Below are 25,594 nucleotides of genomic sequence, written 5' to 3' on the forward strand. Positions count from 1 at the left end.
AGGGACCGCGACCACCCCAGGGACCGCGACCTAGGATGTGGGGCCCACGACGGACGGGAAGGACCCGGTGAGGCAGGAACCGAGAGCGGCGGGCGGTACGCCCGTGCTGCGCGAGCTCACCACGCTCGACGTGCTCGGAGCGGTGCGGTCCGCGCCGACCGACACCGTGCGCGTCACCGATCTCGCGGAGGCCACCGGTCTCACCCGCCCCACGGTCCGCCAGGCGGTCGGCGACCTGATGGCCCGCGACTGGCTGGTCCCCGCTGCTCCCGATGCCACCGCGCGCAACGTCGGCCGCCCCGCTGCCCGTTACACGTTCCACAGCCGCCGTCGGCCGGTGCTCGGCCTGGACATCGGCCCGCACCGGGTCACGGCTTCGGTGGCCGATCTGCGCGGTACCGTCCTGGCCTCGGCTCGGCAGCGGGTGGAGCGCGCCGAGGCGAGCGACGTCCTCGCCGCGGTCGACCGCGTCCTGGACGAAGCGACCCGAAGCGCCGCGCTGACCCCTTCGGACCTCGTCCAGGTCACGGCGGGTTCCCCCGGACTGATCGACCCGGACACCGGCACGATCCGCCTCGCGCCGAGCGTCGAGGGCTGGACCGCCGTCCGTATCACCGACCATCTCCGCGCCTCGGCCAACTGCCCCGTGCACGTGGAGAACGACGCCAACCTCGCGGCTCTGGCGGTCGCCCGCTCGCTCGGGGACCCCACCGCAACCGTGCTGGCCGTCCAGTGGGGCGAGCGGGTCGGCGCGGGGCTGATCATCTCCGGCAGGCTCCACCGGGGCGCTTCCTGCGCGGCGGGCGAGATCGGCTTCGTCACGGGCGAGACGGACGAACGCACACTGGAAGCCCGTATCGGGGCCGCGGCCCTGGCCGCCGCGGCCGGATCGGCCGCCGACGCCGACCCCGGCTCGCCCCTCGCCCGCCGCCTCCTGGCGGGCGACGACCCGGTCGCCGCCCTCTTCGCCTCCGCCGCCGCACACGAAGAGCCCGCCTACGGGATCACCGACGAGGCCGCCCGGATCCTCGCCCGCGCGATCGGCCCCCTGGTACTCGCCCTCGATCCCACGACCGTCGTGATCGGTGGCGGCGTCTCCCGCGCGGGAGAGGTCCTGCTCGACGCGGTACGACGGCAGCTCCGGCCCCTGCTCCTCACCAAACCCGCCTTCGCGCTCTCCCCACTCGGGGGCGACGCGGTGGTCACCGGCGCGGTGCAACTGGCCGTCGACCAGGTGTGGGAACGGGAACTGGCGGCGAGGGCCCCGCGGTCGGCGGGAACCTGACGGGCCGGTACGCGTCGGTACGAGTCGCGAGCAGCTGAGCCGTATGCATGGATGGGAAGGGCGACGCACGGCGTGATGACGTGACGGATGACGTGACGAAGGAGGCACGACATGCCCGCAGGATCGAGCGACAAGCGCGAGCGGCAGTACGAGCACATCAAGGAGAGCGCCGAACAGCGAGGCGAGTCCGAGCAGCGCGCCAAGGAGATCGCGGCCCGCACCGTCAACAAGGAACGCGCCCGCTCCGGCGAGTCGAGAACCGGCAGCAGGGCCTCCCTGAAGGACCCCAAGTCCGCCTCGCAGCGCGGCGGCGAACGCTCCCACAGCGGGGCGCAGGGGCCTACCAAGGACCAGCTCTACGAGGAGGCCAGGAAGAAGAACGTCGAGGGCCGCTCGTCGATGAACAAGCAGGAGTTGCGGCGGGCGCTGGGGCGGTGAAGGCACCCGGCTGAGAGACACCCGCCCCGGCCCCTCGTACGGCATCCCTCACCGCCCACGCCCCGCCCCCTCGAGCAACACCCTCGCGACCAGCTCCGGGTCGTCGTTCATCGGCACATGCCCGCAGCCCCCGAGCCGTATGAACTCCGCCCCGGGTACGGCGAGTTGGGCGCGGGTGCCCTGGCGCGGCAGGAGGAGGCGGTCGCGGTCGCCCCAGGCGATCGTCACCGGTGGGCCGGTGACCGGGTCCGCGAAGCGGGTCGTCAGGCAGCCGGTGCGGGCGCGTGCGAAGTCGGTGCAGCCGCGCAGGGACAGCACCTCGGCGACCGTCGCCGCCGGGTCACGGCGGCCGGGGCGGGCGTAGATGGTGCTGGTGAGTGCCCAGCGGCCCGCGGCCGAGCGGGCCAGGGAGCGGATCGCGCGCTCCGGCAGCAGGCGCGAGGTGGCGTGCAGGGCGCCCAACACCGCGAACAGATAGGTCTGTTCCCAGCCGGGGCTGAACCCGGCGGGCGAGAGCGCCGTCACCGAGCGCACCGCGTTCTCGTGCCCGAGCCGCAGGGCGAGCAGGCCCCCGAGCGAGTTGCCCGCGACGTGCGGACGCTCCAGACCGAGTTCCTCGGCGAAGGCGCCCAACACCCGGGCCACGGTGGGGATGTCGTAGCGCAGGGCCCCGGGCAGCGACGGGGAGTCGCCGAACCCCGGCAGGTCCACCGCGATCACCTCGTGCCGGGCGCGCAGTGCGGGCAGGACGGGGTCCCAGGCGGCGCCGTGGTGGCCGATGCCGTGCACGAGGAGCAGGGGTTCGCCGCTTCCGGTACGGGTGTGGGCGAGGGTTACGGGGTGGAGGTCCGCGCCCGCGTCCACGGGCCCTCCGTCCCGCCCCACGGTGAAGGTCAGCGTCTCGACGGGCATGTCACTCCTTGCTGGAGGCCGGGCGGGAAAAGGGGTCGAGGTCGGGGTCAGGGTCGGCAGGCGTGCGCGGCTGGTTCACGGCGCGTGCCGCCGCCGCTGCATACCCCGTCCGAACCGTTCGAACGCGGGCATCAGCCGACGGGCCGCCGTGCCCGGGATCAGTCCCCCGACGCGGACCAGGGCCGCTCGCCAGCCCGGGACGCTGCGTACCAGGCGGTCGGTGCCGACGAGTTGGACCGCGGCCCTCGCCACCTCGTGGGCGTCGAGCAGGCCGCCACCGGTGAAGAGCAGCGAGGCCGACGGGTCGGTGGCCACGGCGTGGACCATGCCCGTCGCCACCGTGTCGGGGCACAGGGCGTGCACCCGGACCCGGCTGCCCGCCGCCCGCAGATCACCGGCCAGCGAGGTGGTGAAGCCGAGGGCGCCCGCCTTGCTCGCCGCGTACACCCCGAGTCCGGGTACGGGGCCGTGCGCCGACACCGAGACAACGTTGACGACGTCGCCGCGTCCCGTGCCCGCGTGCATGGCGTCCACCGCGGCCCGGGATCCATGCAGAGTGCCGAGCAGGTTGACCTCGATGGTGCGGGTCACCTCGGCGTCGGAGTGCCGCCAGGCCGGGGCCGCGTACAGGACGCCCGCGTTGTTGACCCAGACCCGCAGTTCACCGGCGGCTTGTGCGGCCCGCGCGGCCTCCCGGTGCGAGTCGGGGTCCCGTACGTCCTGGACCAGGGCGATGCCGCCGATCTCCCCGGCCACCCGGCGCGCGGCCTCCTCGTCGATGTCGGTGACCACGACCGTAAGACCGCGCGCCGCGAGCAGCCGCGCGATCTGCTCACCGATCCCGCGCCCCGCACCGGTCACCACCGCACTGCCGCCGCCGCCCGGCACACCGCTCGTGCGCGAACCTCCTCCGGCTCCCCCTCCGACTCCCTCTCCGACTCCCTCTCCCCCGCCATTCACACCGACGCCGCTCACATCGGCCTCCCCGTGCGCGCGGGCTCCCGATGGAAGTCGTCGAGTTCCAGACGCCGCGTACGACGGCGGTAGGCGAAGGTGAATCCGGGCCAGTTGACGGTGTTCTTCCCGGCGGCGTTCTTGTACCAGCTCGTGCAGCCCCGGTCCCAGACGGTGGCGCGGATGCGGCGCTGCACCTCGTCGTTGAAGCGGCCGAGCACCTCGGGCCGTACGTCGAGCCAGCGGGTGCGGCCGCGGGAGAGTTCACGTACCGCCTGGAGTACGTACGCGGTCTGGCTCTCCAGCATGAAGATGATCGAGCTGTGGCCGAGGTTGGTGTTGGGCCCGTACAGCATGAACAGGTTGGGGAAGCCGCTGACGGTCATGCCGAGATAGGCCTCGGCGCCGTCGCGCCAGGCCTGGTTCAGCTCGCGCCCGTCGCGGCCGGTGATCTCCATCGGGGCGAGGAAGTCGGTGGCGCGGAAGCCGGTGCCGTAGATCAATACGTCGAACTCGCGCGTGCGGCCGTCCTCGGTGACCAGCCCCTCCGGCCGTACCTCGGTCACCCGCTCGGTGACGACGTCCACATGCGGGCGGTCCAGGGCGCCGTACCAGTTGTTGGAGAGCAGGACGCGGGTGCAGCCGAGCGGGCTGGTCGGCGCGATACGGCGGCGCAGGCTCTCGTCGGTGACCTTCCGTTTCAGGTGGCGGGTCACCCGGCGGGCGAAGGGGGCGGCCAGCCACGGCCAGCGGGTGAACGCGAGCGCCCTGGACTCCAGTTGCCAGTAGGTGAGCCAGCGGCTGAGGCGCTGCACGGCCGGTACCCGGGAGAAGACGGCGGTGGCGGCCCTCGGGTACGGGTAGTCGGACTTGGGCAGGACGTGCGGCGGGTCGAGCTGGAACACGGTGACCGCTTCGGCGGCCTCGGCCACCTCGGGGACGAACTGGATCGCGCTGGCGCCGGTGCCGAGCACGGCGACCCGCTTGCCCGCCGGGTCGACGTCGTGCCGCCAGGTCGCGGAGTGGAACTGCGGTCCGGCGAAGGACTCCCGGCCCGGGATCGGCGGGATGGACGGCCGCGAGAGCTGGCCGGTCGCGGTGATCAGGACCTCGGCCTCGTGCACCTCGCCCGTGGTGGTGGTCAGATGCCACACCCCGTCCTCCTCCGCGAAGCGGGCCGAGGCGATCTCGGTGTCCGTCCGCAGATGCGCGTACAGGCCATGGCGGCGGGCCACCTCCCGCTGGTACGCGTGGATCTCCCGCTGCCCGGCGAACCGGCGCGACCAGCGCGGGTTCGGCGCGAAGGAGAACTCGTACAGGTGCGAGGGCACGTCGCAGGCGGCGCCGGGATAGGTGTTCGCACGCCAGACCCCGCCGACGTCGGAGCCCTTCTCGAAGAGCGTGAACGAGGTGATGCCCGCCTGCCGCAGCCGCACGGCGGCGCACAGGCCGCCGAAGCCCGCGCCGATGATCGCGATACGGGGAGTCGTCATGGCCAACAATCTGCGGCCCGGGAGTTGTCCGGGGCCATGCGCGCAACGGACAATCCATTGATAGTTCCGGCCAGCGGGGGCGGGCGGCGGCCGCAAACGGCGGCGGTACGGGCATGGTCGGGGGCACGGTCGGCGGCGCGGGCATGTCGGCGTGGGTGTGTCGGTGTGGGCGTGTCGCCGTGGGCATGGCTTGTCGGCGCGGGCATGTCGGCGCGGCAAGGGTCCGGAGCACGCGGCGCGAACGGGCGGCAGGCGCACACGGCAGCGGCGTGCGGGGAGGTAAGTGGCAGTGGTACGTACCCAGTTGGAGCGCCGGGCGCTCGGCGTCGCGCTGCTCGCCGAGGTCGCGGCGGAGCGTGGCGTGCCGCAGCGGCGGCTCTTCGCCGGGAGCGGGCTCAGCGCGGCGGCGGTGAACGAGACGGGCGCCTATGTGACCGCCGAGCAGGAACTCACGGTCGTCGGCAATCTGGTCGACGCCTGCCCGGAGCCGGCGCTCGGCCTGGTCGCCGGGAGCCGCTACCACCTGTCCGCGTACGGACCGTGGGGTCTCGCCCTGCTCTCCAGCCCCACCGTGGGCAGCGCCATCGACCTCGGTCTGCGCTATCTCGGCCTGACCTACGCCCTGTGCGACATCTCCTTCGAGCAGGGCGCCGAGTCCGTCGCGCTGGTCCTCGGCACCGGGCATCTGCCGCCGCCCACCCGCCGGTTCCTCGCCGAACGTGAGGCCGCCGCGATCCGGATGATGCAGCGCGAGATCGTCGGCACCGCGGCCCACTTCGACTACGCCTTCGCCTTCCCCGCGCCCGCCGACCCCGCGCCCTACCGGGAGTGCTTCGGCTCGCTGCCCGCCTTCGACGCGCCGCGCACCACCCTCAGCGGCCACCCCGACCTCCTCGCCGCCCCGCTGCCGCAGGCCGATCCCCGTATCGCCGCGCTCTCCACGGCGGAGTGCCACCGGCTCCTTTCCGTACGCGCCCCGCACGGCGGCCTCGCCCGGCAGGTACTCGACCTGCTGCTGCGCTCCCCCGCCCGGATGCCCGCCGTGGAAGAGGCCGCCGCCGAACTGCACCTGTCCGCCCGTACGCTGCGCCGCCGCCTCGCCGAGGAACAGACCGGCTACCGCAGGCTGGTCGCCGAGGCCCGGGCCGGTCTCGCCGAGGAGTTCCTGGTCGCCGGACTCTCCACCCAGGAAACGGCCCGCCGCCTCGGCTACTCCGAACCCGCCGGCTTCATCCACGCCTTCCACGGCTGGCGGGGGATGACGCCGAGCAGGTTCGTACGCCAGGAGGCGGAGCGGGCCGGTTCACGTGCTCCTCAGCACCACTGACTCCTCAACATCACTGACTCCTCAGCACCACCAGCCGCTGCGTGGCCCGCGTCATCGCCACATAGCGGTCCACCGCGCCCTCGATGCCCTTCCCGTCCTTCCCGTTGTCCCCGTCCTCCCCAAACCGCTCCGGGTCGATCAGGACGACGAGGTCGAATTCGAGGCCCTTGGACAGCGAGGGGGTGAGGGAGCGGACGCGGGGCGTCGGCGGGTGGAAGGCGGGGTCGCCGATGACGCAGGCGACGCCGTCGGGGTTGTCGTCGAGCCAGGTGGTGAGGACCGAGTCGAGGTCGGCGACGGAGCCGTGGACGACGGGGATGCCGTTGCCGCGGATCGAGGTCGGCACGTTGGCGTCCGGCAGGGCGGCCCTGATCACCGGCTCGGCCTCGGCCATCACCTCTTGCGGGGTGCGGTAGTTGATGCCCAGCGAGGCCATGGTGACCCGGTCGAGGCCGATGCGCTCCAGGCGGTCCTGCCACGACTCGGTGAAGCCGTGCCTGGCCTGCGCGCGGTCCCCGACGATGGTGAAGCTGCGCGAGGGACAGCGCAGCAGCAGCATCTGCCACTCGGCGTCGGTCAGTTCCTGCGCCTCGTCCACGACGATGTGCGCGAACGGGCCCGCGAGCAGGTCGGGGTCGCCGCCGGGCAGTACGGACTCGTCGACCAGGCTGTCCTGGAGGTCCCGCCCGAGCAGCATCGTCACCGCGCCCTCGCCGTCGTGGTCGGCGGCGACGACGTTCTCGATGACGTCCGCCATACGGGCACGCTCGGCGGCCAGCGCGGCCTCCTGGCGGCGCTTGCGACGGGCCGCCTCCGGGTCGCCGAGCCGCTGCCGGGCCGCGTCCAGGAGCGGCAGATCGGACACCGTCCAGTCGTGCGGCCGGTCCTTGCGCCGCAGCCTGCGCACCTCGTCGGGGCCGAGCCAGGGCGCGCACATCCGCAGGTAGGCGGGCACCGACCACAGATCGCCCACCAGGTCGGCGGCGTCGAGCAGCGGCCAGGCGCGGTGCAGGGTGCTGACCAGCTCCTCGTCCTGGAGCACCGAGCGGCGGAAGACGTGCGGCGGCACCTCGCCACCGCCGAAGTCCCCGCCGGACATCCCGCCGCTCTCCCCGTCGAACTTGTCCATCAGGATCGTGAGCAGCTCGTCCAGGACCAGCTCGCGCGCCTCGTTGTGCGGGGTGCCAGGACCCGGGGCGGCGAAGGCCTCGGCCCAGTCCTCGGCGCTCAGCCACAGGTCGGCCCAGTCGGTGGTGACCGTCATCCCCTCGGCGGGCGGCTCCTCGTAGAACCTGACGGCCGTCTCGATCGCCCGCACCATGTCCGCGGACGACTTCAGCCGGGCCACCTCCGGATCGGTCTCGGCCGCCGCTCCCGCGCCCTCGGCGACCAGGTCACGCAGGACGCAGGTCTGTACGCCCTCCTCGCCGAGACTCGGCAGTACGTCGGAGACGTAGGCGAGGTAGGGCCGGTGCGGACCGACGAACAGCACGCCGCCGCCCCGGCGTTGGTGCGAGATACGCGGGTCGGAGTAGAGCAGATACGCGGAGCGGTGCAGCGCGACGACGGTCTTGCCGGTGCCGGGGCCGCCGTCCACCACGAGGGCGCCGCGCGAGCCCGCCCGGACGATGGCGTCCTGGTCGGCCTGGAGGGTGGCGAGCACATCGCGCATCCGGGAGGAGCGGTTGGTGCCCAGGCTGGCGATGAACGCCGACTGGTCGTCGAGGGCGGCGTGCTCTTCGAGCCCCTCAGTGGTGAAGACCTCGTCCCAGTAGTCGCTGATCCGGCCGTCGGTCCAGCGGTATCTGCGGCGGCTCGCCAGGCCCATCGGGTTCCCGTGGGTCGCCGCGAAGAACGGTTCGGCCGCGGGGGAACGCCAGTCGAGCAGCAGCCGGTGCCCCTCGCTGTCGGTGAGGCCGAGCCGTCCCACGTACACGGGCTCACCGTCGTCCGCGCCGACGATGCGCCCGAGGCACAGGTCCAGGCCGAAGCGGCGCAGGGAGCGCAGGCGTGCGCTCAGCCGGTGGATCTCCGCGTCCCGGTCCATCGCCTGCCGCCCCGCACCGCCGGGTGCCCTGCGCGCGGCGTCGAGCTGCCCGGAGAGTTCGGCGATCGCCTCTTCGAGGCTCCGCGCGATCGCGGCGAAGTGCTGTTCGTCGCGGGCGATCAGGGCGGGGGCGGACTTGGCGGACAGCCGCTCGGGCAGGGCGAAGGCGCCGGCGGTGGCGGAAGCCGTGGTGAGGGTGGTGGTCAGGGTGGAGGAGGGGTGCATGGTCAGCGGCTCCGATCGGCGGTCAGGTCCGGGGTCGCGCGACAAAAGTGAAGACAATTCGCGTAGCTCTCATTTCTGCAGGTTCCCGCTTGGGCGAGCGATTCTGCGGCACGAAGGGGGCCTTGCCGCAAGGCCCCCCATGCGCTATAAGTTGAGAGTGGCAAGAGGTGGAAACCCCTCTTGCCTTTGTTTTTTCCGGCACTTGTTGCGGCGCTTGATACGGCTCTTGCTGCGGCCCCTCTTGCCTGCCCCGCCTTCTTCCGCCCCCTTGTGGCGTGACGAAACCGCTCGCCGGACCAGCGGTCCGGCGAGCGGTTTCGGTGAGCGGTTCGGGCGAGCGGTGCCGGTCGGTCCGGCGCCTCAGGCGGTCGGCAGCCGCCACTGCTGGGCGGGCGAGGACGGGTCGCAGGTGGCAAGGACGATGCGCCTGTTGGTCCCGTCGGTACCGTCCGCCCCGTCCGTACCGCCTTCGGACGCGAGGCACAGCTTCGACTTGAGGTTCTGGATCGTGCGGTCGGACCGCGCCGTCCAGTCCTGCGCCGCGGTGCCGTTGCAGCCGTATATCTGCACGACGGTGCCGGGAGCGGTGCCTCCGTCGCGGGCGTCCATGCACGCACCGAGGGCGCGCAGGGTGCCGTCGCCGGGCTGCGCCCAGGTCTGGGCGGGGGTGCCGTTGCAGACGTACAGCTGGAGCGCGGTGCCATTGGCCCCGTTGCCGTCCGTCACGTCCAGGCAGGCCCCGTCGGTGCTGCGGACCGGACCGGCGGGCAGGGGCGCGGGCAGGGTCGCCCGGACCTCGCGGGCGAGCGTGTAGGGGTCGCCGGACGGCCGCACGGGGTAGCTCTCGCGGCCCTTGTTCCAGGTGTTCTCCAGCTCGAACCAGTCGATGGCGGCCGGGGGTTGGCCACTGGTGAGGGCGGTGTCCAGGGTGTCCAGGTACGTCGTCCAGCGCTTGGCGTAGAAGTCCGAGACCAGGCCGGAGAGTTCACGGTTGGCGTAGTCGTGCAGGCCGCCGTTCTCGCTGCCCGAGCGGTGGCCCCAGGTGGTGAGCAGCGACCGGGCGTCGAACTCGTAACGCGCCTTCTCCTGCGGGGAGTTGCCCCACTCGCGCGCGTCTGCCAGCCAGGGGCCGAGCAGGAACCGGCGGTCGGTGGCGAGCAGTCGGTCCAACAGCCGCAGATCGTCGCGCCATTCGCCGGAGCGCTGCCGGAAGGTGTCCAGATCCTTTGCGTCGTACGCGGACTTGATCTGCGGGAGCAGGACGCGGCTGTGGTTGGCGAGGGCCTGGCGGGCGAGGTCGACCAGGTCGAAGCGGTAGGCGTCGGACTCCCTTACGGCGGGGGCCACTTGGAGGAGTTCGTCCAGGGCGAGGCGGACCTTGCCCGCGTCGTAGCGCATCGCGGTCGGGCTCCAGCTCGCCGCCGACTTCACGGTCAGCGAGGGGCGCGCCGTGAACAGGCCGTCCTGCGGCTCGCTCCAGTTGTCGGCCGGCATGTCGTACGGGCCGGTGCGCAGCAGTTCCCAGGCCCGGGCGGCGTGCGGGTCGGCCGCACCGTAACGGCGTTCGGCGTACTGGGCGAACCACTCCTTGTGGTCAACAGGCGCCTCGCGCCAGGCCAGTTCACTGAACAGCTCGAAGGCGACCGGGCTCTGGCCGGTGCCCTCGGGCAGGTAGGCGATGCCCTGGAGCGCGCTGCCCGGCTTCTTCCGCCACTCCTCGAACCGGCGTACCCAGACACCCGTGTTGGCGCCCATCGTGGTGTGCCCGCCGAAGTTGGGGATGGTGCCGAACGCGTAGGGCGTACCGTGCCAGCTCTTCTCCCGGTCGAGGTCGGCGTAGCGGTCGGAGAGGCCGTCCACGATGAACAGCTTGGTCTTGTCGACGGCGTCGACGATGGCCGCCGGGGGGTTGTTCTGCCAGCCGAGCAGCGTCCAGGTCGCGCCGGGGTGGGCGTCCTGGAGCGCGTCCATCACCCGCCGCGCGGCCTCGCCGACCGGCACGTCACCGGGCTTGCCGCCCTCGTGCAGCAGGTCCATCTTGTACATCGAGGAGTCGCCGAACAGCTCGCTCTGATGCCGGTAGTAGGCCTTGGCCACCTTCGGGAAGAGCTCGGTGCGCGGGTCCAGCCAGTCGGGCCGCCGGAAGCCGACCCAGTCGCCCTGCGGCACGGTCCGGCCGCCGGGGTTCTTCGCCTCGAAGTCCGGCGGTACGGTGCCGAAGTAGCCCGGGAGCACGGGCGTCATACCGAGTTCGCGGAGCCGGTCGGCGATCCGGCGCCCGAGCGCGGCACGCTCGTCGAGCAGCCGCTCGCTCACCGGGCCGCCGAAGCCGGACATGTTCTGCAACAGCCACCACGGCTGGTGGGCCGGTCCGGGTATCCACGCCCTCAACTCGGCGCCGGAGTAACCGAATTCCTTGAACGTCTCGTACTGGACGGCGTCGGCGCCCATCTGTACGAAGACCTCGTTGGCGCCGTTCAGCGCGAGCAGGTCGATCTGCCGCTCGAAGGCGGCCCAGTCGCGGTACGCGCCCGAGTAGCCGTCGTCGGTGTCGTTCAGCGCGAAGCGATGCTTGACGGTCGCCGCCTGCCGTACCGGTTCGGCGGGCGCGGGCAGCACCTTCGGCAGCTTCCCGGTGCTGTCGCCGGGCCAGCCGATATCGACCTTCGCGGTGTACTTCAGATACCAGTTGACGCCGCTGAGCAGCACCGCCGGACTCGTCCCGCCGATCTCCACCCGGCCCGCGCGCCCACCGATCGTGAACTGGTCGCCGGAGGACGTACGGGGGAGGGCCTTCAGGGCGAACTGGTCCGCGTGGCGCGGGAGCAGGCGCTTGAGGGCGGCGGTGGCGGGGGCGGTGGAGAAGGCCGCGGGGGTGGGGTTCGCGGAGGTGGGCGCGTTCGTGGAGGTGGGCGCGTTCGCGGGGGCGGACGCGGCGGCCGTGAGCGGTGCCCGTTGGGCCGGGGCGTCGGCGAGGGCCGGGGCAGGGGCGGAGAGGGTGGCGGCGAGCAGCGCGAGGGCGGCGGCGCCGGTCGCGGCCCAGGAGGGGAGGCGTCTCATGGGGTCCCTTGATTGGCGGGAGTGCAGTGGGTGGAGGAGGACGGGGCGGGGCGGGAAAGAGGGGGGAGGCCAAGGGGTGGCGGCCGTCCTGATTAGTAACGAAGTGTTCGTTAATATGAGTTGGGGGCCGTGTGCACGTCAAGACCCGTGCACACGACGGGACGCCGACGCGAAGCCGACACGACCTCGGCGACCAGGCGGGCCGCGAGGCCGGGACCACGGGTGACCGGGCAGGTGGGCCGTGCGGAGGCGGCGGGTAGGGTGCCCGGCATGGCGGAAGGGAACGCGGCCACCGGACCTCGCGTAATGCGGCGGATGAACGTCGCCGCGGTCCTCGCTCAGCTACGGGATCGTGCGCCCGCCGCCGCCCGGGTCTCCACGCTCGCCGCCGCCACCGGACTCTCCCGCCCCGCGGTCACCCGCGCCCTCGCCGACCTCCGCGAACGCGGCCTCGTCGAACCCGCCCAACCGGCCGCCGCACAGCCCGCGGTGGGACGGCCCGCACAGGCACTGCGCTTTCGCGCGGACGCCGGTCATGTCGCCGGGGTCGAGATCGGCCCGCACACGGTGCAGGTGTTCGTCGCCGACCTCACCGGCCGGACCCTCGCCGAGCGCCGCGAGACGGTCGGGCCCGGCATCACCGGCGAGGCACTCCACCAGCGCGTCGAATCGGCCCTGCTCGGTGCCCTTGCCGAGGCGCGGATACCGCTGTCCCGACTGTGGGCCGTCACGCTCGGCACCCCCGGAATCGTCGACCGGGAACGGAGCAGGGTCCTGCTCGCACCGAGCATCCCCGGCTGGTCCGAGACACCCACCGTGACCCGGCTGCGCAAGCGCTTCGGCTGCCCCGTACACATCGAGAACGACGTCAACCTCGCGGTCCTCGCCGAACTCTGGCGCGGCGCCGCCCGCGAGGCCGACAGCCTGGTCTACGTGCAGTGGGGCCAGCGCATCGGCACCAGCATCGTCCTGAACGGCAGGCCCTACCGGGGCACCTCCTCCGCGGCGGGCGAACTGGGATTCGTCGACGTCGCGACGCATCCGGACGGGGAGGTGGCACTCCACTCCGAGACAGAGACCGAGACCGGTTCCGGGACCGGCACTGACACCGGGTCCGGGTCCGGGTCCGATCATGCGCCGACGGCCCGTTCCGCGGGCAACCGCGCCGCGCGGACCGGCGGTCTCGGCCCCTTCGAGGAACTCGCCGGGGCCGGTGCCCTCCACCGGCTGGCCCGCGAGGCCGGGGCGCCGACCGGCCCGGAGGGCGATCTGGCACCGCTGTTCGCCGCCGCCGAGGCGGGCGACCGGGCCGCACTCGCCGTGGTCGACAAGGCCGCCGCCCGCTTCGCCCGCGGCCTGGCCACCGTCCTGTTCGTCCTGGACCCCGGCCTCGTCGTGATCGGCGGCGGCCTGTCCCGCGCCGGCGAGACCCTCATCGGCCCCGTCCGGCGGCACCTGGAACGCCAGGCGCTCGCCCCCGTCGAACTACGGATCTCCGAACTCGGCGACCGGGCAGTGGCCTTGGGCGGCGTACGGCAGAGCCTGGCCGCCGTGGAGCAACGGCTGCTGGTGGAGGCGGGCGCGACCGGCTGAGGGGCAGCGCGCAGGTGGTCGGGCCCTGAGGTGGTCGGGTCCTGGGCTGGTGGGGTCCTGAGCCCGGTTAGGTCGGAGCGGGTCAGGTCCGGAGCCGGTCAGCCGCGAGCATCCAAGGCCCCGAGGCCCCGAGCCCCTGAGACCTCTCCGACCGTCTGACGCCCTGAGGCCCCGAGCCCCTCTGCCACCCTGAGGCCAATGGAGCGGATGACGGCGGCACTCGTGCGTGCCCTGCGCGCCGGAGCCGTCGGCGGGCGCCGGGACGGCTGCATGCTGGGCACCCGGCGTTTTCGCGCTGCGGGTGACGCCTCCCCCGACGCCTCCGGAGACCCCCATGACACAGAGCCCGGCCCAGCCCAAACCCCCGGCCACCACGACCACGACCACGACCGCCACGAACTGTGCGACGCAGCCCGACGGCACCCCCGTCGCCCGGCCCGGACAGCAGCTGGCGCTGCGTCTGCACGTACCGGCCTGGGGCGGCTACGCCTGGTCCATCCCGGGCATGAACGGCGGCACGATCACCGAGGGCTACCCGCACGGATGGCGGGCCAGCGGCGAATCGCACCCGCACTGCTGCCTGGACTGGTCGGTGCTGAGGCGGATCACCCCCGCCCCGGCCGCGACGTACACCATCGACTGGACCGTCCCCGCCGACACCCCGGCCGGGCTGATCTCCTTCCCGGTGAACGGCGGGCGCCTGATCGGCGGGCGCGGCGTCATGGAGACGATCGGGCATCTGCACATCGAGGTGGCCGCCGCCGAGCCCGAGCCGTCCACCCCGACCACCGGCCTGGTCAACCGCGGCCCGGAGGACCACCCGCGGCACCGCACCATCGGCGTGGACGAGTCCTTCGACCTCGCGGCCCTGGTCGGCAACGACGGCTCCGAGGAGATCCCGGCCGGGGGCGTCAATCTGACCTTCGAGATCGTCGACGAGTCCCGGGTGGGAATCGCGAGCCTGGCCACCTTCACCGTGCTGCTCGTCACGAACCAGGGCCGCTACGAGTTCACCGCCCAGGAAGAGTCCCGCACCCGCGTCCGCTGCGAGAAGTTCAACCGCACGCCCCTGGCCCCCGGCGACACCCACCACGCCTGCCTCGACGCGGCACGCGCGCTGACGGGCGCCCGTCCCGGGGACACCTTCACGATTCGTACGACGGTGGACACCGGCGAAGACATGGATGCCGAGGCGGCCGGTGACGGGAAAGACGACCCCAACTCGGCGCGTACGGGGGCCACTTCACCGTCGACCGTCCAGGAGTGGCACTACACCGTGAAGTGAGTACGCCCGCCCCGGAACCGGGGACGCCACCCAACAAAAAATGAGGCTGCGCAGGAAGCGAACCTCTCCCCCGTGGCGGTAGTCCGCCGAGGGCCCGCTCCCTGCGCCAACCTCTGAGGAAATACTCCCCCGGCCGCACCCTCCGTGTCGTTGGCGTACAGCGCACAGAAACCTTGACGCTGAGCGCACACGGCACAGGAAGTCACGACACGAAACCGAACAGACCGGACCTCAGGCGCCCCCGACGAAGCCCCCGGCCCAAACCGGAATCAGCAGGAGCCCCGCACCACCGCGACCCACGGCATCCCGCACGGGTCCAGCGTCGGGCCCTGCGCCTTCACAAAGCCGTAGTTCACGTGGTTCTCGCAGGTCTCGATCTGCGAGAGGTCCAGGCACGCGTCGTTGTTGAACTCGATGGCCCCGGCCGAACCGGAGGCCAGGAACACACCGACACCGGCGAGAGCGGTGGCGAAACAGAGGCTGATCTTTCTCATGGCATCCCCGTACGAAGAGTGAAGTGGTCTGATTTTGGTCGATGAGCGGCTCAAACCGCTCGGAGGGCAACTTACCCGATCAGTGCGAACAGAACATGACTGCACCAGCCATCAACTTTCGCCCATTACGAGCAAGTTCGGGCAAGCCGCGCCGGAGTCCCGCTCACGCCGTGGACGGGTAGCGGTCGATACGCCAGCCGACCGCACCGGAGGCGTCCCCCTCGGCCGACGTGTCGAGCCGCACCGTCCCAGCAGAGGTGAGGCGCTGCCGTACGGGCACACCGTCACACCGCAGGACGCGAGAACCACCACCATCCTTGGCGGCCACGGTCAGGCGGAGGCTCCCCCGGCCCGCACAGGCGACAGCGAGGGTGAATTGGTGTCCCTTGGCGAGCGGGGTCCGTACGTGCAGGCCGTCGTCAATCTGCTCCAAGCCGGATTCGACGAAGTCCGGTTCCCCCTGGGGCAACTCTTCGATGCTCAGAGCGCTGCGCACCTGTGCCGCCGCTCGACTGTCGGAGGTCCTGGTTTTGGACGGCGTCGCCGGGTGACTGGCTGGGCCGGATTCCTTGCTCGGCTCACCGCCGTCCGAGCATCCGGTCATCAGGAGCAGAACAGCGACCGAACTCGCAACCAGGGCAGGGCTGTCGCGTCGCATTGAGCTACTCATGTGTTCGTGGTCCAAAAACGCCATCCGACTTCCTTGGTGGGGAGCTTGGCGGTGCCGGAGCCGCGCTTGACCTTGCCACAGCCGTCCCCACTGGTGGCGTACTTGGTCCAGTTGACCTTGTACCCCCAGGTGCCGTACTGCAAGTGACCGTACTTCTTTTCCGGGATATCACGTGAGTATTCATGACCCACAGTGATACCGACTTCTGCGGTCACCTTGAGGCCAAAGGTGGCTTTGGCCTTGGCGATGATCGCATTGGTGCTGGCCTCGACACTGCCACTCACCTCGACAGCGATCTTTCCGCTCTTCTCCACCTTCACCTTCATGGTTCCGCCCGGGCCGTCCTTGTAACTCGTCCCGTTCCACCACGAGGGAATGTGGTAGTTCGTCTTGCCGCTCACGACGTACCACTCGCGGTAGGGGTTGTCACAACGGGGCGGGGCGGCACGGCTATCACGCTTGTCACCGTCGGCAACCTCCGGCAGCGCTTCAAGGCGCGCTTCCTCCTCGGCCTCCTGCGCAGTCAAGGACGGGCCTTCGACCACACCGTCGTGCGCCTCTTCCCGCGTAGCGATCTGCTCCGACATCACTTCCTCCGGTGGCGCCCCACCGGGTTCCTCCGCAGCAGCCCCGGACGTCCCTGCCAGCAGAACCGGCAACACCACAAGTGGCACAAGTGCAGCTGTAACGGTAGATCTTCGCATGTTTCCCCTATAGATCATCAAGCAACAACTTCATGAGCCTAAAATCAACAAAGCCAAACACCAAGGAACTTGAGGGAGATCTGAGACTTGCAATCCATCTCCCGCCAGTCACATGAGCACCGGCACCAACCCGCGCGCAGCCTTTGCCGCTCTCGGCGCACTCATTCGCCACAGCAGCCCTGACCGACACGGACATCCCGTTGGCGCAGGCCCTCCTCAACGGGGTGGCGGGATACAGCAGTTCAGGGGTCGCGCAGATGCCGCCAGCCCCACAGCCCCTCGCAGGTCCGCGCAAGACCAGTACCGCGCGCCCCACGACATGATCGAATAAGGAATGGCATCCTTCTGGACCGGCAACCGGATACGTCTGCGCGGTATCGAGCCCGACGACTGGGTGGCGTTCAGTCAATTCGCCGTGGACGAAGAGCGGTTGGGCGATCTGCTGCATCCGCCGCGATCCGCCGCGAGCTTCCGGGACTGGGCGAAGGAACAGTCGACCGCCAAGCCCGACGGCGACCGGTTCGTGCTGGCGGTCGAAGCCCTCGGTACGGGGGAGTTGGTCGGTGCCGTCGGCTCATATCAGGCCGATTCGCACGCGGGCTGGTTCCAGTACGGCGTCACGATCGGATCCGACCACCGGCGCCGCGGCTACGCCGCCGAAGCCGTCGTGATGCTTCTGCGTTTCATGTTCGCGGAGTGGCGCTATCACAAGTGCGAAGCGCAGATCTTCGCCCACAACGAGGCGTCCCTTGAGCTGCATCGGCGGCTCGGGTTCAGGGAGGAAGGCCGACTTCGCGACCGGGTCCACTTCGGCGGTCGGCATCACGATCTCGTGGTGATGGGTCTACTGGCCGAGGAGTTCGCCCGACGGCACCCGCGAGCACCCCGTGACCGGACCCGAAGGTGACGGCCCCGCCGCGCACCCGCCCCCACGCGCATGCCCCCACACACACGCCCATCGCCCGCCCCCTTCTGACGAAGGGACGGGCGACGGATCCGGGCAGCAACAGCCTTGACCAGGCGGAGAGTTGGACCGCGACCCAGCCAAGAGTCAAGGCCAGCCACAGCCACTATCAGCAGGCAGGCTGTCTCGTCTGCCCCGGGTTCAGCGCGTTGAGTACGAGGCGGGTCGCCGACGGGCTGTAGCCCATGTCGTTGTGGCCGGTGTCCTCGGAGCCGCAGTAGTCCTGGAGGCGCTGGTTGATCACGTTCGTGGCGGGGCGCAGGAAGGTCGAGATGTAGGGGGTGACGACCTTGTCCTTGGTCGTGGAGATCACGGTGTACGCGATGTCCGGCTTGGTCTCGCCGCCGCCGTTGAGGGCCTTGAGGAACTCCGAACCGGCCATCTGCTCGAAGCAGGACGGGCAGGCGGTGCGGGTCAGCAGGTCGGAGATCGGGTTGGCCAGGTAGGTCATGCCGCCCATCGTGGTGCCGTGGTTGGGCGGGGAGAGGGCGATGAGCTTGTCGACCTTGTCGGCGCCTCCGTACGCCTTGATGTAGTGGCGGGACATCAGGCCGCCCTGTGAGTGGCCGACCAGGTCGACCTTTGCCGCGCCGGTCTCGGAGCGCACCTTGTCGACGAAGTCGGCGAGTTGCTGGGCGGACTTGTGCATGCTGGCCATGCCCTGCACGGCGCCGCCCTCCTTGCCTCCGTAGTTGAGCGCGTAGACGCAGTAGCCCGCGTCCTTGAGCTTGGGCGCCAGGGCGGACCAGGCGGCGTACCGGTTCTCGACGGTGCCGTGCACCAGGACGACCGGCTCGGGGTGGGCCTCTGTCGGCTCGCAGGACCAGTCGTTGGTCCCGGCCGGGATCGCGGTCGGGTGGGTGAGGCTGTAGCGCAGGGCGGCGCCGAAGTTCTCCTGTCGCGGGCCCTCGGGTTCGGCGGCCGAGGCGTTGTCCCGCATCATCCCGGTGATGCCGAGGCTCACCGCGACGGACAGCGCCGCGACCGAGGCGACGAGCCAGGTGCGCCAGGTGCGGGCCCGGTGGCGGGGGCCGCTTCGGCGCGCGCCTTTCGTACTGCCGGGTGCCGTGGGGCCACCCAAAGCGTTCTTCCGCAAGGTTTTCTCACCTTCTCTTCACGACGGGGGTGGCCTCAAACTCGCGGCGCGGACATACGAAACTCCAGCCGGGCCCCGTAAGCGGGAAGAAAGCTGTCACGGGATTTACAGATCACCGGGGTCGCCGCTCACCGAAGTGAGCGTTCCGCGCACCGCGGCGGGTGGGCGTGAAGAGCGGAGGAGAACTCGATCGAGGAGCTTTGCCGTCCCCGTCCGGCCGGGACGAACCACGAGCGTGGCGCCGCCATCAAGCCGCGCGGCATGCCGCCCCATACCGAAATGACCGGAAAGGAGAGGCAATTGTGGCGATACGGCGGACCTGCGGGTCTCCCGGCGAGGGGCATCTCACAAGAACCCCGTCCGGCTGGCGCCCTCCGCGGCACGGAATTACTCTCCGACAACCGTCCGCGCCATGCGAGTTCCGCTCTATTGAACAAGGGATTGTGATGCAGTCGACACATGCGTACTCCCGGCTTCCTTGGCGTGAGCTGCCCGCGGAATTCGCCGACGTATTGCGCCCTCGAATTGACGAGATCACCGCACTGGTCGCGGAAGCGATTCGCCAGGAAGTGCCCGCCTATCGCCATACGCCCCACTCGTCCGTGAGCCGCGATCTGATCACCGCCGTACAGAGCGCGCTGCACCAGTTCGCGGAACTCACCGAGAATCCGGACAGCGTTCAGCAGCAGTACGAGAGCTTCTTCCGGCGCCTCGGCCGCAGGGAGTTCCTCGGCGGGCGGACCACGGACGGGCTCCAGGCCGCGTACCGGGTGGGCGCGCGGGTGGCCTGCCGCCGGTATGTGGAGCTGGCGCGGGAGGCCGGGTTTCCCGCCGAGGTGGCGTTGTCCCTGAACGAGGCCGTACTCACCCACATCAACGCCATGTCCGACCAGGTGGTGCAGGGTTTCGCCGGAGCGCAGGCCCGCTCGGCCGGACAGGTGCAGCGCCTGCGCAGGGCCCTGGCCGCACGGCTTCTCGAACAGACGCCGGTGCCGCGCGGTGAACCGGTGAGCGCGCTCGCCGAACGCGCCGGGTGGCCGCTGCCCGCCACGGTCGCGGCACTGATCATCCGCCCCACCGCCGAGGGCAACCGGCCACTGTCCGCGCTCGACGACGACGTCCTGGTACTCCCCCAGGACGGCAGCCTGCACCTGATCGTGCCCGAGCCGGACAGCGACGGCCGGATGGAGCGACTGCGGGCCGCCGCCCGTGGACTGCCCGGCGCGCTCGGCCCGGTGGTCCCGCTGGAGGAGGCCTGGCTGTCCCTGCACTGCGCCCGGCTCGCCTTCGGCCACCACCTGCGCCGGACCGCGTCGGCCGCCGGGGCCGCCGCGACCCCGACAGCCGCCACCACCTCCCCCGCATCCCCCGCCTCACTCGCAGCCCCCGCCTCCCCCTCGGCACCGGCGGCCGCCGCGCCCTCACCCCCGCCATCCGTCACGCCGTCCCCCGCGACGGCCCCCACCCCCGCCGACGAACTCATCGTCGCCGCCGACCGGTTGCTCGACGTCCACCTGCTCAACAGTCGGCACATCGGCCGTCTCCTGGCCGACCGCGCCTTGGCACCGCTGCACGAGCTGCCGCCCGGCAAAGCGGCCCGCCTCGCCGAGACCCTCGACGCCCTGCTGCTGTCCTGGGGCCGTACGGCGCCCGAGGTCGCGGACGCGCTGCACATCCACCCGCAGACCGCCCGCAACCGCCTGCGCCAACTGGACGAGCTCTTCGGCCCCCGCCTGACCGACCCCACCGCCCCGGACTTGCGCATCGGGGCTCTGCTCGCCCTGCGCACGCGAGCGCTTCGGGAAGCCCGGGCGGAGGAGTGAGCCCTGCGAGCCAACTCGCCCTCGGAACCCGGCGGTTGAAACCGGTCTCACCTCACCGGAACGCCTCCGCGTTCCGGCGCGCCCAAGCCGCGTAGGACCGGGCCGGGCGGCCGAGGACGCGTTCCACGTCGGGGCTGACGCGCTGTTCGGCGGGGGTGGGCTCGCCGAGGATGTCGAGGGTGGTGTCGGCCACCGGCTCGGGCAGGAAGTGCAGCATCCGCTCGCGCGCCCCCGCCCGGGTGAGCTCGACGAACCGTACGGGTTCGCCGAGGGCCGCGCCGATCGCCTCGGCCTGCTGCCGGGGCGTGACCGGGGCCGGGCCGGTCAGCTCGTAGGTCTGTCCGGCGTGGCCGCTCTCGCGCAGGGCCGCCGCGGCGACCTCCGCGATGTCGTCCGGGTCCACGACCGGCAGGCCGACGTCGCCGAAGGGCGCGGCGACGGTGCGCTCGGTGCGCACCAACTCGGCCCAGGCGTACGTATTGGAGGCGAAGCCGCCGGGCCGCAGCACCGTGCACTCAAGCCCCGACTCCCGTACCGCGTCCTCGATGCCGCGTCCGAGCTGTCCGTGCGAGGCCGACTCCGGCCGGGTCGCCACGCCCTGGGAGGACAGCAGCACCACCCGCCGGACGCCGCCCGCCTCGGCGGCGTCGAGGATCTTGCGCGGGTCGATCAGATGCGCGCTCGCCCCGCCGTTCTGCAGGAACAGCGCCTCGGCGCCGTCGAGTACGGGCCGCAGGCTCGCCGCGTCGGCCAGATCCGCGGGCAGCCGCTCGACCCCCCGCGGTACGTCCGCCGCCGCGATCCCCCGGGACGTCGCCCGCACCCGTACGCCGCTCTCCGCGAGCACCCGCACCAGCGAACGCCCCACGTTTCCGGTCGCTCCGGTCACCACGATCATGCCGATCCCCCTACGGTCAACGTCCGCCCCCGGACGTCCGGTTGATGAGTTCCCAGTGAGCCAGCCAGTGAGCCGGCCAGTGACTTGGCCAGTGGCTCGGCAGAGTTAGTTAGCTGACTGACTAACTTCTGGACCGGACAGTAGCACGACCCCTGCGACCCGCGTCTACAGTTGCCGAGTGGCTGATTCGAGCAAGGCGCGCGGCGATGCGCGGAAGGTGCGCGGCGCGGACAAACGGCAGCGGCTGATGACCGCGGCGGCCGAGGTCCTGCACCGGCAGGGCGTGGAGCGCACCACCATCGCCGACATCGCGGCCGCCGCCGACGTCCCCGTCGGGAACGTCTACTACTACTTCAAGACCAAGGACGACCTGGTACGGGCCGCGCTCGCCGCCCACACCCACCGGCTCGCCGAGCTCACGGACAGCCTCGCCGAACTGCCCGATCCGCGTGAGCGCCTCAAGGCGCTCGTGGACGCCTGGGTCGGCCGACGCGACCTCGCGGCCCGGTACGGCTGCCCGACCGGGACCCTGGCCGCCGAGCTCGACAAGCGGCACGAGGACGGTCTGGACCGGGAGGCGGGCGACGTCCTGCGGCTCCTGGTGGACTGGTCCGCCCGGCAGTTCCGCGAGCTCGGCCTGCCCGACGCCGAGGACCTCGCGCTCACCTTCGTCGGCGCGTACCAGGGCATGTCCCTGCTGGCGAACGCCCTCCGCGAGCCGGAGATCATGACCGGCCAGGGCGCCCGCCTGACCGCGTGGCTCGATTCGCTCCAGGCCGCCAACTAGCCCTCCGCGTCGGCCGGTTGTGCGGCTTCGTCAGTCGTGCGGGACGACTGGCTTCGTCAGTCGTGCGGGACGACGGCCACCGGGCACGCGGCGTGGTGCGCGAGGGCCTGGACCACGTGACCGAGCCGGGGCCTGAGCGGCGGGTGTTTCCGGCGGCGGCCGACCACGAGCAGTCCGGACGGTCCGGCCGCGTACCCGTCACGGATCAGCACCCGGGCCGGCGCGTCCGCCTCGATCTCCTCGGTCACCCGCACACCGGGGTACGTACGGCGCCACGGTGCGACCAGGTCGGCCAGCTCACGCCGGGCCTGCTCGACGGCCTCCTCCGGTACGGCGTGTTCGGCCCATGGATCGCCGCGCAGATACCTGTGCCCGGACAGTTCGAGGGTGTGGACGACCCGCAGGCCGGCGCCGCCGTGCAGCGCCGCGCCGAAGGCGAAGTCGAGGAGTTCGTCCGAGGGTTCGTGCAGGGAGAGCCCGAGGACCACCGAGCCAGGGCCTGCCGCACTCGCGTCTCCCGCGTCTCCCGCGGCCCCTTCGGCTCCCGCTTCTCCCCCGTCTGCGTCGCCGCCCTCGTCCCCCGCCCCGGCCCGGACGAGAACCGTGGGCGCCGCCGAGCGTCCGACCACCCGCAGCGCCACCGCGCCCGGCAGATAGCTCGCGAACCGTCCCAGCCCCTGCGAGCCGAGTACGAGCAACGCGGACTCCTCCGCGGCGGTGAGCAGGGCCGACTCGGGCTCGGCGGCGACGAGGTCCTCGACGAGCAGGAGGTCCGGGTGGCGGGCGCGGAGGTCGGCGGCGGCCTCGGCGACGATCCGTTTCGACCAGGCGTTACGTTGCTGGTCGGCGTCGGCAGCAGTTCCCTGGTGCTCCGGTGCGAGCAGGACCCAGGCATGCAGCAGACGCAGGGTCGCACCCCGTGCCCCGGCTTCCCGCGCCGCCCACCGGGCCGCCGCGACGGACTCCGGCGTACCGTCCAGGCCTACGGTGACCATGGCGCTCCCGGCCTGTGCCCGCTCTCCGGCACTCCCGGCTCCCGCGCCCCGCTCTCCGGCGTTCATCGCTGCACCCGCTCTCCTCCGACGGCCCTCCCTCGTCACTTCCAGCATGCGCGTGAAGACAGGAGCATGGCCAGGCCAACCACGCCATGGCGTTGACGCCGAGCAGGCGGTGCCGGTGCAGTACGGGCAGTACGGTCGGGTGACTCTCAGAGAGGAAGATCGTCGGGCAGCACCCGGAATGCCTTGTGGCGGCCCAGTGGACGTACGGCACGGAAGTCACGTCGGTCGAGGGTGAGAATCGCGTCGGTGTCGTAGTCGGCGGCGAGAGCCACGTTCACCGCGTCGGCGAAGACGCCGATCACACGGCGGTTCCGGGCCCGGAGAGACTCTCGCGACGAACCGCGTCGGCGACTATGTCACGCACCTCGGACTTGGGGGGCGTACTGCCCGCCCCGTCGAAGGTTCGCGAGAACAGGGGCTCGTCCCAGACGCGGTTGGCCATGGCCGCGAGATGGATCCCTTGACGGATGATCTCCGCCTCGCTCATCCCTCGACGCTTGGCGGCCTCCTTGATGATCGCCAGGTCTTCCGGGTCGGCGTAGACGTTCGTGCGCTTCATGGCCATGCGCCAATTTCACCCCATGTACCGATCTGATTTCTGCGCCTTCGGCCTCAGCCTGCAGCAGGTGCTCCGAGACGCCCCGAGCCGCCCCCTACCGCCCCCGCCGCGACTCGTACAACGTCGTATGGAACCGCCCCGCCTCCTCGCGGCCGGCCGGGTCGCCGCCCAGGGCCCGCACCGCTTCGATCGCGTACCGCTGTTCCTCGTCGTCGGTGAACAGGCGCTGCGGGTAGGTGCCGGTGGGGTCGGCGGTGGTGGGCAGGCCGTGTTCGGCGAGGACGCGGGCGATGGGGTCGTAGGAGACGGTGCGCAGGACGAAGGCGCTGACCCACAGGGGGCGGCGGATGGCGCCGAGGAGGGCGGTGAAGGTGCGTTCGGTGAGGTAACTGCCGCCGCCGGTAAGGGTGATGAGGCCGACGCGGTCCAGGGCGCGGCGCAACTCGGTGCCGGGCAGGCCCTGTTCGAGGTTCTCGGTGAAGGCGCCGTCCAGGAGTCCGGCGCGCTGGGCGTAGTCCACCGCGCGGCCCGCGATGTCGAGTCCGTACACCGGGAAGGTCTGCGGGCGGCGCCGCTCGGCGTAGAACTCCTTGTCGTGGCGGGCGAGTTCGTCGGTGGTGAGGCCGAGGGCTTCGTCGCTGGTGTAGTGCGCGTACAGCTCGGCCAGGGTGACCTCGTGGTTGAGCAGCGCCGCGTTGATGCCGTACGAGCAGCACAGGTCCAGTACGGCGGGAGGCTCGGTACGGCCGTCGTACAGTGCCGCGCGGGCGGCGGCGGTCCGGCGGAAGATCTCCTGGGCGTGGTGCGGGATCTCGTACTCCAGGGGGGCCAGCCGCTCGAAGTAGGACCGTGGGTCGGGGCGGTCGTAGATGCTGTCGAACCGCGCCTTGCCCAGGGACCGGGACTGCGATCGCGCCTGCGACCGGGAGACCGGACCCCGCGCTCCGGGGACGACCATGCTGACTCCTTACGGTGGTGCTGCACGGTTGCGGCTGTACTGCCATCGTGCGGCCACCGTCCCGCGAGCGCGCCCGCGCACCAGTGGCGCACAGATGCAGCAACCGGCCCTTCGTGCACCGGTTCGCTCCTCAAGTCCCTTGTGCTACGGGAAGGTTGGGAGCGTACGGCGGTGTCCGGCGTCGGGCGGCACCGGACGGCATCGGACGGCATCGGACGGCATCGGAGGGGCCGCGTTCAGCCACGGTCGCGGGCGCGGGTCAGCCCTTGTCGCGGGCGGCGCAGGACGGGCACAGCCCCCGGTAGGTGATCTCGGCTTCGGCGAGCGTGAAACCGTACCGCTCGCCGGGCGGGAGGTCCGCCAGCGGGTCACCGGCCGGATGGACGTCGCGGATGGTGCCGCAGCCGGAGCAGACCAGGTGGTGGTGCGGACGGTGGGCGTTGGGGTCGTAGCGCTTGGCGCGACCGTCCACGGCGACCTCCAGGATCTCGCCGAGCAGGACCAGCTCGCCGAGGGTGTTGTAGACGGTGGCCCGGGAGATCTCGGGCAGCCTTCCGGCCGCGCGGGCGTGCACCTCGTCGGCGGTGAGGTGCACATGGTCACCGTCGAGCACCTCCGCGACTACGCGGCGCTGGGCGGTCAGGCGCCAGCCGCGCTCACGCAGACGCTCCAACAGATCGCTCATGGTGGTTCCCCCATCCGTTTCCCGTGGAATGCATGACGTGTCGCGGCCGTACGTGAAGGCTCCAAGTGCTTTGGCGCGCAAGGGAGTTGAGGACGCCCGGCGAGGCTCGACGGACGACCGGGGGACGACCGGAGGACGACTGGAAAGCCGCCCGACCAGGGGGCGACCGCTTCCGACCGACCCCGACCTCTTCTGATCGACTCCGACTTTGTCTTACTTCTTGACTTGGACTCTGTCCATTGTAGGATCCACTCCAGTACAAGCCAAGAGGCAGGG

At 71.5% G+C, this 25,594-nt stretch carries 22 protein-coding genes and 1 pseudogene; 8 read left to right on the top strand and 15 right to left on the bottom strand.

Annotation, left to right across the window (positions count from 1 at the left end):
* Positions 1-67: 67 nt before the first annotated feature.
* Positions 68-1,285, top strand: a complete 1,218-nt coding sequence (locus tag HUT18_RS15245; protein ID WP_176101200.1) for an ROK family protein — start codon at positions 68-70, stop codon at positions 1,283-1,285.
* A 111-nt stretch (positions 1,286-1,396) separates the two neighbouring features.
* On the top strand, positions 1,397-1,723 hold the full coding sequence (locus HUT18_RS15250) for a plasmid stabilization protein (RefSeq protein ID WP_176101201.1): 327 nt from the start codon (positions 1,397-1,399) through the stop codon (positions 1,721-1,723).
* 48 nt (positions 1,724-1,771) lie between these two features.
* Here HUT18_RS15250 and HUT18_RS15255 read toward each other — a convergent pair whose 3' ends face one another.
* From HUT18_RS15255 to HUT18_RS15265, 3 genes are all read right to left on the bottom strand, one after another.
* Positions 1,772-2,635, bottom strand: coding sequence for an alpha/beta fold hydrolase (locus HUT18_RS15255; RefSeq protein ID WP_176101202.1), 864 nt, complete (start codon positions 2,633-2,635; stop codon positions 1,772-1,774).
* A gap of 75 nt (positions 2,636-2,710) precedes the next feature.
* On the bottom strand, positions 2,711-3,523 hold the full coding sequence (locus HUT18_RS15260; protein WP_176101203.1) for an SDR family oxidoreductase: 813 nt from the start codon (positions 3,521-3,523) through the stop codon (positions 2,711-2,713).
* Between the two features lie 83 nt (positions 3,524-3,606).
* A complete protein-coding gene (locus HUT18_RS15265; RefSeq protein WP_176101204.1) occupies positions 3,607-5,082 on the bottom strand; it encodes an NAD(P)/FAD-dependent oxidoreductase in 1,476 nt (491 codons plus the stop codon).
* A 283-nt stretch (positions 5,083-5,365) separates the two neighbouring features.
* On the opposite strand from HUT18_RS15265, the gene HUT18_RS15270 reads away from it, so the two are divergent.
* The gene (locus tag HUT18_RS15270) at positions 5,366-6,409 is read left to right on the top strand and encodes an AraC family transcriptional regulator (protein ID WP_176101205.1); all 1,044 of its coding nucleotides are present in this window, start codon (positions 5,366-5,368) and stop codon (positions 6,407-6,409) included.
* Positions 6,410-6,419: 10 nt separating this feature from the next.
* Here HUT18_RS15270 and helR read toward each other — a convergent pair whose 3' ends face one another.
* Positions 6,420-8,681 carry an RNA polymerase recycling motor ATPase HelR gene (helR, locus tag HUT18_RS15275; protein ID WP_176101206.1) on the bottom strand — a complete coding sequence of 754 codons (2,262 nt, stop codon included), beginning with the start codon at positions 8,679-8,681 and terminating at the stop codon, positions 6,420-6,422.
* 360 nt (positions 8,682-9,041) lie between these two features.
* Entirely contained in the window at positions 9,042-11,741 is a 2,700-nt protein-coding gene (locus tag HUT18_RS15280; RefSeq protein ID WP_176101207.1) for an alpha-N-acetylglucosaminidase TIM-barrel domain-containing protein, read from the bottom strand.
* Positions 11,742-12,011: 270 nt separating this feature from the next.
* Here HUT18_RS15280 and HUT18_RS15285 point away from each other — a divergent pair, with 270 nt between their 5' ends.
* On the top strand, positions 12,012-13,334 hold the full coding sequence (locus HUT18_RS15285) for an ROK family transcriptional regulator (protein WP_176101208.1): 1,323 nt from the start codon (positions 12,012-12,014) through the stop codon (positions 13,332-13,334).
* Positions 13,335-13,668: 334 nt separating this feature from the next.
* Entirely contained in the window at positions 13,669-14,619 is a 951-nt protein-coding gene (locus HUT18_RS15290; protein WP_176101209.1) for a hypothetical protein, read from the top strand.
* Positions 14,620-14,888: 269 nt separating this feature from the next.
* Here the strand turns inward: HUT18_RS15290 and HUT18_RS15295 are convergent, their stop codons facing one another.
* The 3 genes from HUT18_RS15295 to HUT18_RS15305 all read right to left on the bottom strand — a co-directional run bounded on the left by HUT18_RS15295 (position 14,889) and on the right by HUT18_RS15305 (position 16,370).
* A complete protein-coding gene (locus HUT18_RS15295; RefSeq protein ID WP_176101210.1) occupies positions 14,889-15,113 on the bottom strand; it encodes a hypothetical protein in 225 nt (74 codons plus the stop codon).
* Between the two features lie 163 nt (positions 15,114-15,276).
* Entirely contained in the window at positions 15,277-15,609 is a 333-nt protein-coding gene (locus HUT18_RS15300) for a hypothetical protein (RefSeq protein ID WP_176101211.1), read from the bottom strand.
* Between the two features lie 170 nt (positions 15,610-15,779).
* Positions 15,780-16,370: a hypothetical protein gene (locus HUT18_RS15305; protein WP_254878616.1), complete on the bottom strand. Its 591-nt coding sequence runs from the start codon at positions 16,368-16,370 to the stop codon at positions 15,780-15,782.
* A 451-nt stretch (positions 16,371-16,821) separates the two neighbouring features.
* Here HUT18_RS15305 and HUT18_RS15310 point away from each other — a divergent pair, with 451 nt between their 5' ends.
* Positions 16,822-17,394, top strand: a complete 573-nt coding sequence (locus tag HUT18_RS15310; protein WP_176101212.1) for a GNAT family N-acetyltransferase — start codon at positions 16,822-16,824, stop codon at positions 17,392-17,394.
* A 166-nt stretch (positions 17,395-17,560) separates the two neighbouring features.
* Here HUT18_RS15310 and HUT18_RS15315 read toward each other — a convergent pair whose 3' ends face one another.
* A complete protein-coding gene (locus tag HUT18_RS15315) occupies positions 17,561-18,547 on the bottom strand; it encodes a triacylglycerol lipase (RefSeq protein WP_217710493.1) in 987 nt (328 codons plus the stop codon).
* Between the two features lie 446 nt (positions 18,548-18,993).
* Here HUT18_RS15315 and HUT18_RS33785 point away from each other — a divergent pair, with 446 nt between their 5' ends.
* Positions 18,994-20,370: a helix-turn-helix domain-containing protein gene (locus tag HUT18_RS33785; protein WP_254878617.1), complete on the top strand. Its 1,377-nt coding sequence runs from the start codon at positions 18,994-18,996 to the stop codon at positions 20,368-20,370.
* A 52-nt stretch (positions 20,371-20,422) separates the two neighbouring features.
* On the opposite strand, the gene HUT18_RS15325 is transcribed toward HUT18_RS33785, so the two are convergent.
* The gene (locus HUT18_RS15325) at positions 20,423-21,268 is read right to left on the bottom strand and encodes an NAD(P)H-binding protein (RefSeq protein WP_176101213.1); all 846 of its coding nucleotides are present in this window, start codon (positions 21,266-21,268) and stop codon (positions 20,423-20,425) included.
* A 247-nt stretch (positions 21,269-21,515) separates the two neighbouring features.
* Between HUT18_RS15325 and HUT18_RS15330 the strand changes: the two genes are divergently transcribed.
* Entirely contained in the window at positions 21,516-22,055 is a 540-nt protein-coding gene (locus HUT18_RS15330; protein WP_176104555.1) for a TetR/AcrR family transcriptional regulator, read from the top strand.
* Positions 22,056-22,111: 56 nt separating this feature from the next.
* Here the strand turns inward: HUT18_RS15330 and HUT18_RS15335 are convergent, their stop codons facing one another.
* The 5 genes and pseudogenes from HUT18_RS15335 to HUT18_RS15355 all read right to left on the bottom strand — a co-directional run bounded on the left by HUT18_RS15335 (position 22,112) and on the right by HUT18_RS15355 (position 25,318).
* Positions 22,112-23,116 (bottom strand): universal stress protein, encoded by a 1,005-nt coding sequence (locus HUT18_RS15335; RefSeq protein ID WP_254878618.1) that lies wholly within the window; start codon positions 23,114-23,116, stop codon positions 22,112-22,114.
* 146 nt (positions 23,117-23,262) lie between these two features.
* Positions 23,263-23,451 (bottom strand): annotated as a pseudogene (locus HUT18_RS15340) (VapC toxin family PIN domain ribonuclease); the annotation flags it as partial.
* The gene (locus tag HUT18_RS15345) at positions 23,415-23,681 is read right to left on the bottom strand and encodes a CopG family transcriptional regulator (protein WP_176101214.1); all 267 of its coding nucleotides are present in this window, start codon (positions 23,679-23,681) and stop codon (positions 23,415-23,417) included. The gene HUT18_RS15345 and the pseudogene HUT18_RS15340, both read right to left, overlap by 37 nt.
* 88 nt (positions 23,682-23,769) lie before the next feature.
* Positions 23,770-24,633: a hypothetical protein gene (locus HUT18_RS15350; protein WP_254878619.1), complete on the bottom strand. Its 864-nt coding sequence runs from the start codon at positions 24,631-24,633 to the stop codon at positions 23,770-23,772.
* A gap of 259 nt (positions 24,634-24,892) precedes the next feature.
* Positions 24,893-25,318 (bottom strand): Fur family transcriptional regulator, encoded by a 426-nt coding sequence (locus HUT18_RS15355; protein WP_176101215.1) that lies wholly within the window; start codon positions 25,316-25,318, stop codon positions 24,893-24,895.
* Positions 25,319-25,594 lie beyond the last annotated feature (276 nt).

It is taken from the genome of Streptomyces sp. NA04227 (genome assembly GCF_013364195.1).
Lineage (GTDB): Bacteria > Actinomycetota > Actinomycetes > Streptomycetales > Streptomycetaceae > Streptomyces.

Excerpts from the sequence above, each read along its gene's own strand:
- HUT18_RS15250 (WP_176101201.1), top strand. The coding sequence starts at position 1,397 with ATGCCCGCAGGATCGAGCGACAAGCGCGAGCGGCAGTACGAGCACATC.
- HUT18_RS15255 (WP_176101202.1), bottom strand. The coding sequence starts at position 2,635 with ATGCCCGTCGAGACGCTGACCTTCACCGTGGGGCGGGACGGAGGGCCC.
- HUT18_RS15265 (WP_176101204.1), bottom strand. The coding sequence starts at position 5,082 with ATGACGACTCCCCGTATCGCGATCATCGGCGCGGGCTTCGGCGGCCTG.
- helR (WP_176101206.1), bottom strand. The coding sequence starts at position 8,681 with ATGCACCCCTCCTCCACCCTGACCACCACCCTCACCACGGCTTCCGCC.
- HUT18_RS15280 (WP_176101207.1), bottom strand. The coding sequence starts at position 11,741 with ATGAGACGCCTCCCCTCCTGGGCCGCGACCGGCGCCGCCGCCCTCGCG.
- HUT18_RS15285 (WP_176101208.1), top strand. The coding sequence starts at position 12,012 with ATGGCGGAAGGGAACGCGGCCACCGGACCTCGCGTAATGCGGCGGATG.
- HUT18_RS15290 (WP_176101209.1), top strand. The coding sequence starts at position 13,669 with ATGACACAGAGCCCGGCCCAGCCCAAACCCCCGGCCACCACGACCACG.
- HUT18_RS15295 (WP_176101210.1), bottom strand. The coding sequence starts at position 15,113 with ATGAGAAAGATCAGCCTCTGTTTCGCCACCGCTCTCGCCGGTGTCGGT.
- HUT18_RS15305 (WP_254878616.1), bottom strand. The coding sequence starts at position 16,370 with ATGTCGGAGCAGATCGCTACGCGGGAAGAGGCGCACGACGGTGTGGTC.
- HUT18_RS15310 (WP_176101212.1), top strand. The coding sequence starts at position 16,822 with ATGGCATCCTTCTGGACCGGCAACCGGATACGTCTGCGCGGTATCGAG.
- HUT18_RS33785 (WP_254878617.1), top strand. The coding sequence starts at position 18,994 with ATGCAGTCGACACATGCGTACTCCCGGCTTCCTTGGCGTGAGCTGCCC.
- HUT18_RS15325 (WP_176101213.1), bottom strand. The coding sequence starts at position 21,268 with ATGATCGTGGTGACCGGAGCGACCGGAAACGTGGGGCGTTCGCTGGTG.
- HUT18_RS15330 (WP_176104555.1), top strand. The coding sequence starts at position 21,516 with ATGACCGCGGCGGCCGAGGTCCTGCACCGGCAGGGCGTGGAGCGCACC.
- HUT18_RS15335 (WP_254878618.1), bottom strand. The coding sequence starts at position 23,116 with ATGAACGCCGGAGAGCGGGGCGCGGGAGCCGGGAGTGCCGGAGAGCGG.
- HUT18_RS15345 (WP_176101214.1), bottom strand. The coding sequence starts at position 23,681 with ATGGCCATGAAGCGCACGAACGTCTACGCCGACCCGGAAGACCTGGCG.
- HUT18_RS15350 (WP_254878619.1), bottom strand. The coding sequence starts at position 24,633 with ATGGTCGTCCCCGGAGCGCGGGGTCCGGTCTCCCGGTCGCAGGCGCGA.
- HUT18_RS15355 (WP_176101215.1), bottom strand. The coding sequence starts at position 25,318 with ATGAGCGATCTGTTGGAGCGTCTGCGTGAGCGCGGCTGGCGCCTGACC.